Here is a 7752-nt window from a genome sequence, read left to right as displayed (position 1 = left end):
GAAAATTATCTACCACATTTATTTTTACTTTTTCTCCAAGATAGTTTAAATCTTCGTTAAATAAATATTTATTTGATAAAACATTTATAAAGTTATCTTTCGTTTTTTCCAAAATATTTGTCTGATTTACAAAAAATAAAAAATTTCTATATCCTTTTTCATACAAATACAAAATAAGTCCTGCCATAATAACAGTTTTTCCACTTCCTGTAGCCATATGAAAAAGTGTATGAACCTGTTTATTTTTATTAAGTTTTTCATTTTCAAAATAAGTTATAAAATTTTCAAATGCTTCTTTCTGATATTCTCTCAATTCTATTCTTTTAGATAATCCTTGTTTCAAAAAATTTGGAATTTCTTTTATAGCTCCAATTTCCCTTGATACATCTAATTTTTCATATAAAAATCTTTCCATAATTATCTCACATCCTTATAGAAAGAATCATTAAACTGTTTTTCTTCTTTCGAAATATCATATTCTTCATTATCAATATCAGAATAATTTATATACAGTTTATTTTTATCTACCAAATCTATTAAAACTTTTTTCTTTTCTTCAAATTTTAAATCAAAAAAATCTTTATCTGCTTTTTTCAATTCCTGTCTTGTAATATATGGAACTATTCTATCATCAGAAAATATCTTTTCTTTTATTTCATTAATACTTTTTTCATCACTAGACAAAATGCTATCTATTAATTTTTGTCCATTTTCCTTGAGTTCACAATAGACAAAAGAGCCTCCGCCTTGCCAGTTCACAGTTTTTGAAATACCCGTTTGTTCACCATCTATAACTTTTTTCAATCTTTCTACAGCAATATCTTCAATATAATCCATCTGTTCTATTCCAATATATCTTCTTCCCATTTTATGAGCTACTGCTGCTGTTGTTCCAGAACCCAAGAAAAAATCTAGTATTAGGTCATTTGGTTTGGTTATCATTTTGATTAATCGATACAATATTTTTTCTGGTTTTTTAGAATTTACAAATTTAACTCCACCTTCATCTGAAATTGCTCCTGTTGTTTTTATATCCTGCCAAAAATCACAAGGATTCTTAAATATATTTGAATCAGCAAATATTACTTGCAGTCTTGGTTGTTTACTTTTTCTATTAAAGTCTGTTATATAAAAAAATAATACTCCCTTTTTAGAAACTGCCGCTGCCAAATCTTGATTGGGTATCTCTTTTATTTTTTTTACCAAAGTTGTTAAACTAGAAGACCCTGCTGTTTTTATAATTCTATAACTATTTTTAAATAGCCATTCTTTTTTCTCTTCTTCATTTTCAAAACTAAGGGTTTTGATTTTCTCTGATAACGATATTTTCTTAGAAAATTTTAATATATCATTTGCTATAATTTCATCCTCCTCACTATTTATTTTTTTCATTTCCAAATTTATGAGCAAATTCCTTTGTTCCATAGTCAAATTTTCTATAAAAATATTATTTTCTAAATCCCATTTTGTTTCTTTATATTTGTCAATTTCAATAAAACCTTTAAATTTAGGTTTAACATATATTAATATGTATTCTTTAAGTTTAGGAAATTTATTTTTAGCATGATTCATTTTAACTCCACTACTTTCGCTCATTTTAATTGCTACACAATTAAGAAAGTTCTCTCTTCCAAAAATCTCATCCATCAATACTTTTAAATATGCTTGTTCTCTATCATCACATTGCACAGTAATTACTCCATTATCACTAAGCAACTTTTTCGCCAATTCCAGTCTATTTTTCATAAATGTAAGCCAAGTAGAATGATTAAATCTGTCATTATACTTAAAACTGTCATTTCCTGTATTATACGGTGGATCTATATAAATACATTTTACTTTTCCTTCATATCTTTTAAGTAAACTTGCAAGTGCTATAAGATTATTTCCTTTTATAATTAAGTTATCATTTTCACTAAAGGTTACATTATGCTGACTGACTGACTGACTGACTGACTGACTGACTGACTGACTGACTGACTGACTGACTAGAAATTTTGCCAAATCTTTTTATATTTGTCAAGATTTTTGGAAAAAATAATGTGCTTATTTCTTCACTTGCAAGTATTTCATTATATATTTTTTCTTCTCTCTTTTGATCATCTTTATCTTGTCCACCCACCAATACACAATCTTTATAAGGAAAGGATAATACAACATCATCATTATCTGATAAGTAGTTACCATTTCTATCAGTAAGTCCTATTTTATTTTTAAAAGCTGTATAACTGTCAGGTAAAAAATCTTTTGATTCTAAAAAATTTAAAAATCCTTGTTTATCAAACACAAGCACTCCATTAATTTCGGTAAAATAAGTTTCCCTTACTTTACCATCTGAAAGTAGTAACTCTATTAATTCTTTATTAATATTTACTACATCTTCATATACTTTAGCCTTTAATATTTCATTTTTCTCTGAAATATATTTTTTATTTGATTTTAATAAATTTTCTACTTTTTGGTTTAACATTCTATCCTCCTATTTTCCCCAAAAAACTCCTGCCTTTTATTAAAAATTTCTAATTTAAACTTTTAAAATTTTGATTTAGAAAAAAATTCAAATATTTAAAACTATCTTTCTCTCTCGAATTTAACTTCCACTTCCTTCCCCAAAAATGCTATTCTAACTTTCAAAATATTATTAATCCCAGCATTTTTCAGCATAGAAGCATATTCTCTTTTTCCTCAATTTGCTGCAATGCAATTTCACATTCCTTCTCAAGTTTTTGGTAAATTTCATCTTCATTCAAATTTTCTTTGGAATTTACAGCTTTTCCAAATACTCAGTCAATGAAGTCGCTTTACGTCCCAACACTTTTTCAATGTCATTTGAAACACCAGCTTGTTCACCTTCGGCAATTGCAGTATAAGTCGAAACCCACGAATCATATTCCCATTGTTCGGCTTTCCAGATTTTACGTGATTCATAAGCCTCTTCTACTGTTTCAGGAATATACTTAATTTCTTTACCTAAATATTTACTTACAAGTTTTGTAATTTCCTCCATTGTCAATTCTTCAGGTCCTGTCATATTCAAAGTCTGATTTTCCCATTTTTCTGGATTTTCCAAAATTTTAGCAGCCACTTCTGACACATCCGAACGCACCACAGCCGAAACTTTACCATTTCCAGCAGGCCCTTTTATTTCACCGTACTCTCTGCACATATCTACAAAGAAATCCACATAAAAATTATCTCTCAAAAATGTATATTTAAAGCCATTTTCTTTAATGTATTCCTCAGTTGCATAATGATCTCTTCCCAATGTAAATATGGAGTTTTTTGAAGCATTGTAAAATGAAAGATAAACAATGTGCGACACTCCAGCTGTTTTAGCAGAATCAATAAAATCCTTATGCTGCTGAACACGGTCAGGATTTTCAGAACCCGACACCATAAAAAGCACATCAATCCCTTCAAGCGATTTTATAGTATCTTCTGACTTGTCGTAACTTGATTTAAAAACATCAGAAAATCCCATTTTTTCAGCTTTTTCCTTGTTTCTAGCCAAATTTCTCACTTTTATGCCATTTTCTTTGCATAATCTTGAAACCATGCCACCTAAATTTCCTGTCACTCCAGTTACTGCTATTTTAGTCATTTTATTTTCTCCTCTTTTTCCATTTATCCCTTTACAACAATATTAACCAGCTTATTAGGCACAACAATTACCTTAACAACTTCTTTTCCATCAACAAATTTTTGAACTTTTTCTGAAGAAAATGCCAATTTTTCAGCATCATCTTTTGAAATTCCAATTTGTGCAGGAATCATATCTCTTACTTTTCCATTTACTTGTAAAACTAAGTTAAAGTTGTTTTCCACAGTTAATTTTTCATCAAATGTTGGCCATTCTTCCTCAAAAGTAAGAGTTGTATTTCCTAAATCACTCCACAATTCATCTGCTACGTGCGGTGCAAAAGGTGCAATTAATAAAATCACTTTTTCAAGAACTTCGTGCCATACTTTTTTACTTTCTGACGAAATGTCGTTTTTGTCAATTACATTTTGCTTGTAAGTTGTCATATCGTTTAGAAGTTCCATTATTGCAGCGATTGCTGTGTTAAAGTGGAAATCGTCCTCAATGCTGTCTGTAACTTTTTTCACTGTCTGATGTAATTTTTTCTGAATTTCCTTGTCTTTTTCGCTTCTTGCGTCTAGATTAATTCCATAATTGTTTTCCTTTGATGCATTTTTATCAGCAAAATCAGCTGTTGATGAAATTAACAGATAAAGTCTGTTTATAAATCTATAAGCTCCAGCAAGACCGTTCATATTCCATTCCAATTCTTTTTCAGGCGGTGCAGCAAACAATGTAAACACTCTTGAAGAATCAGCTCCATATTCCTTCACAATTTCTTCTGGATCTACTCCGTTATTTTTAGATTTACTCATTTTTTCAACTTTTGTTGCCAATTCTTCTCCAGTTTCCTTAGAAACAGGCTTTCCTTCCTTCATTTCTACTTCTCTTGGGAACAAGTATCTTCTTTCATTTTGAGAATAGTAAGAAGGCCCTAAAACCATTCCTTGTGTCAATAAACGCTTAAATGGCTCATTTGTATCAACATATCCTAAATCTCTTAGTGATTTGTGGAAAAATCTTGCATAAAGCAAATGCATTACCGCATGCTCAATTCCACCGATATATTGATGAACTGGAGTCCAATTATCTGCATCTTCCTTTTTAAACGGCTCTTTATCATTGTGAGAATCCAAATATCTCAAGTAATACCATGAAGAATCAACGAAAGTATCCATTGTGTCCGTTTCTCTTCTCCCTTTTTTCCCATTTGGCAAAATCACATTTTTAAATTCCTCAGAAGTTTCAAGTGGATTTCCTTTTCCGTTAAACTCAATATCTGTAGGCAGTTTCACAGGCAAGTTTGCTTCTTCTTCCAAATAAATATTTCCATCTTCATCATAAATCACAGGAATTGGAGTTCCCCAGTATCTTTGTCTACTGATTAGCCAGTCATGAAGCCTATAATTTACAGTTGCCTTACCTTTTCCTAATTTTTTCAGCTTTTCTACAATCTTGATTTTTCCATCTTCATTTGAAATTCCATCAAATTCTCCAGAATTAGTCATAATTCCATTTCCAGTAAAAATATTTTCAAATGTTTCTTCAAGTGTCAATTCATGCACATTCCCATCTTTATCCACAGGATTTACTACAATTTTAATTGGCAAGTCATATTTTTTTGCAAAAGCCAAGTCTCTTGCATCATGGGCAGGCACAGCCATAACCGCTCCAGTCCCATAATCTATTAATACATAGTTTCCAATCCATAACGGTACTTTTACATTATTTATTGGATTTATAACATAAAGTCCTGTAAATACACCCTCTTTTTCCTTATCTTCAGCAGTACGGCTAATTTTATCCTCATTAATCATAGCCTCGACTTTTTCCCTAATTTCAGGATTTTGCTTCAAAATAACCTCTTCCACTAACGGATGTTCAGGTGCCAATGTCAAGTAAGTCGCCCCAAATAATGTGTCCGCTCTCGTAGTAAACACAGTTATTACAACTTCACCTTTTTCATTTTTTACAATATTCTCGTTATTTCCTTTATAATCAAAGTCCAAAATAAAGTCTACTTCCGCTCCTGTTGATTTTCCAATCCAGTTTTTCTGCATAGCAAGCACCTGTTCAGGCCAATGTCCTCTAAGCTCTTCATGTCCTTGCAATAATTCTTCTGCATATTCTGTAATTTTGAAATACCATTGCGAAAGTTCCTTCTGAATTACATCAGTTTTACCGTGACGCCAGCATTTTCCACCTTCAACCTGCTCATTCGCAAGTACGGTATTACAGTCTGGACACCAGTTTACATAAGACTTTTTCTTGTAAACAAGCCCTTTTTTATACATTTCAATAAAAAATTTCTGATTCCATTTATAGTATTCTGGAGTATAAGTGCTAAGTTCTCTGTCCCAGTCATAAGAAAGCCCCATAAGCTTCATCTGTCTTCTCATATTGTCAATATTGGCCTTTGTCCATTTTCCAGGATGTGCCCCATTGTCAATAGCAGCATTTTCTGCAGGTAATCCAAAACTGTCCCATCCAAATGGATGCAGCACATTAAACCCCTTCATCTTCTTATATCTAGCAATCGCATCTCCAATCGCATAATTTCTCAAATGCCCAACATGAAGCTTTCCAGATGGATACGCAAACATCTCAAGTACATAATAATTCTCTTTACCATCAACTTTATTTTCCGATTTAAAAACATCTCCTTCAAACCATTTATCTTGCCACTTTTTCTCAATTTCCGACGGTTTGTATTCCTTTATCATTGCTTTCCTCCAATTTTTTAGTATTTAGTTCTACAATATTTTTTATCTTAGTAGTTTATAATGTAATTATTGTACTATATTTTAGGCTTTTTGACAATTAATTTTATTTTATAACATCTTTTATAATTTTCAAAATATCAGCACTTTTTATTTGTTTCCTAAATTTTATATTTATTCCTTCACCAGACATTATTTCAAAAAACTTTTCAGCACTTTCTATCTTTAATTTTTCTTCACTATGCTTAATATTTGAAAATAAGACATTTTTTACCTATTCTTCCTTTCCATCCCAATAAATCACAACTACATTCATTTCAAATTTTTTCTCAACTTTTACCATTTCTTTTACTGATAGTTCCAAAATTTGTTCATTCTCATAAGATAAATTTTCTCCGACAAAAATGATAGAGCTATCCATTCCAGCTTCAATCAGTGTTTCCGATATTTTCTGCGGTGTATTTTTGTTATCTGTCAAAAGTCCAATTTTACGAAATTCTCTTAACTTTTGGACATAATCCATTTCTCGTCCATGAACACTAGATATAAAAGCATTATTCCAATAATCAGAAATTTTAGCAAACATATATTGAATTGAAGAAATTCCAGGTATTACGTTTAATTCGCTAGCCTCAAAATGTTTTCGCATAAATGTTAGCATACTATAAAAGCCTGTATCTCCTGATAGAATTAGTGACATTTTTTTATCACGGTTTTCTTTTATAAAATCTAAAACTCGCTGTAAATCAGCATTAATGTAGCAGTATTCTTTGTTTTCTGCATATTTTCCAAGGCTTTCAATATGTCGTTTTCCACCGATTATTACATCTGATTTTTCAATTTCTTTTAATACAACTGGTAAAGTGTAGTCCAAATTTCCAGGTCCTAATCCAAGTACATTTATTTTATTTTCCATTTTCTCTCCTAAATAAATTTTTATTATTTCCATTTTTATCTGTATTTATTATACCCTATATAAATGAAAAGTTAAAGAAAAAAGACTGTTTTTTTCACAGTCTTTTAAATTATTTTTTTATTAAAGTGCTGTAATAAAAGTCAAAAATCCTAATATTACCCCTGCTGCATTTGGTACAATTAAAATATAATCTTTTTTAGGTTCTTTAGTCCATCCATAAATTACCCATATCAAGCAAGAAACTGAGGCAGTAAGAGGTTGCCACGGCTGTGCTTTTGCTCCTCCTATATTGGCAATAATCTGCGGAATATACGTTATAAATACAAATACTCCAATAAATGCCCCTATTGAACCAACAATTGTGTTAATTTTGCTTTTATTCATTTTTCCTCCCAGTATTTAAATTTATGATAATTTTTATCACAGTTCAAATTATAACATAATTTCTAATTTTTTCAAAGTCAAAAAATTAAATTATTTGTTTAAGAAAAAGATTTTAAATTATACTCAAACCTACTTAAAATTAAACTACTAAA

Annotated in this window: 7 protein-coding genes and 1 pseudogene; all 8 read right to left on the bottom strand. The window is 30.2% G+C overall.

Translation table 11 applies throughout. The features are described 5' to 3' along the window. A partial coding sequence (locus tag Q0370_RS03580; protein ID WP_299572241.1) for a DEAD/DEAH box helicase family protein occupies nt 1–415 on the bottom strand: 415 nt, incomplete at its 3' end. A gap of 2 nt (nt 416–417) precedes the next feature. Next, nucleotides 418–2004 (bottom strand): site-specific DNA-methyltransferase, encoded by a 1587-nt coding sequence (locus tag Q0370_RS03575; RefSeq protein ID WP_299572239.1) that lies wholly within the window; start codon nt 2002–2004, stop codon nt 418–420. Next, complete coding sequence (locus tag Q0370_RS03570) at nt 1928–2470, bottom strand: site-specific DNA-methyltransferase (RefSeq protein ID WP_299572237.1); 543 nt, start codon at nt 2468–2470, stop codon at nt 1928–1930. Before Q0370_RS03570 ends, Q0370_RS03575 begins: the two co-directional genes overlap by 77 nt. A 101-nt stretch (nt 2471–2571) precedes the next feature. Then, nucleotides 2572–2774: pseudogene (locus Q0370_RS03565) on the bottom strand (9-O-acetyl-N-acetylneuraminate esterase); the annotation flags it as partial. Next, nucleotides 2765–3601: an SDR family oxidoreductase gene (locus Q0370_RS03560; protein WP_299572235.1), complete on the bottom strand. Its 837-nt coding sequence runs from the start codon at nt 3599–3601 to the stop codon at nt 2765–2767. The pseudogene Q0370_RS03565 and the gene Q0370_RS03560, both read right to left, overlap by 10 nt. 23 nt (nt 3602–3624) lie before the next feature. Continuing rightward, complete coding sequence (gene leuS / locus Q0370_RS03555) at nt 3625–6303, bottom strand: leucine--tRNA ligase (RefSeq protein WP_299572233.1); 2679 nt, start codon at nt 6301–6303, stop codon at nt 3625–3627. 271 nt (nt 6304–6574) lie between these two features. Next, entirely contained in the window at nt 6575–7216 is a 642-nt protein-coding gene (gene cbiE, locus Q0370_RS03550) for a precorrin-6y C5,15-methyltransferase (decarboxylating) subunit CbiE (protein ID WP_299572231.1), read from the bottom strand. 120 nt (nt 7217–7336) lie between these two features. Further along, nucleotides 7337–7600 carry a SemiSWEET family transporter gene (locus Q0370_RS03545; protein ID WP_299572229.1) on the bottom strand — a complete coding sequence of 88 codons (264 nt, stop codon included), beginning with the start codon at nt 7598–7600 and terminating at the stop codon, nt 7337–7339. Nucleotides 7601–7752: the final 152 nt, after the last annotated feature.

The organism is uncultured Leptotrichia sp. (assembly GCF_938036635.1).
GTDB classification, from domain to species: Bacteria; Fusobacteriota; Fusobacteriia; order Fusobacteriales; family Leptotrichiaceae; genus Leptotrichia; species Leptotrichia hongkongensis.
This window is presented reverse-complemented; position numbering and strand designations above follow the sequence as displayed.

Excerpts from the sequence above, each read along its gene's own strand:
- Q0370_RS03570 (WP_299572237.1), bottom strand. The coding sequence starts at position 2,470 with ATGTTAAACCAAAAAGTAGAAAATTTATTAAAATCAAATAAAAAATAT.
- Q0370_RS03560 (WP_299572235.1), bottom strand. The coding sequence starts at position 3,601 with ATGACTAAAATAGCAGTAACTGGAGTGACAGGAAATTTAGGTGGCATG.
- leuS (WP_299572233.1), bottom strand. The coding sequence starts at position 6,303 with ATGATAAAGGAATACAAACCGTCGGAAATTGAGAAAAAGTGGCAAGAT.
- cbiE (WP_299572231.1), bottom strand. The coding sequence starts at position 7,216 with ATGGAAAATAAAATAAATGTACTTGGATTAGGACCTGGAAATTTGGAC.
- Q0370_RS03545 (WP_299572229.1), bottom strand. The coding sequence starts at position 7,600 with ATGAATAAAAGCAAAATTAACACAATTGTTGGTTCAATAGGGGCATTT.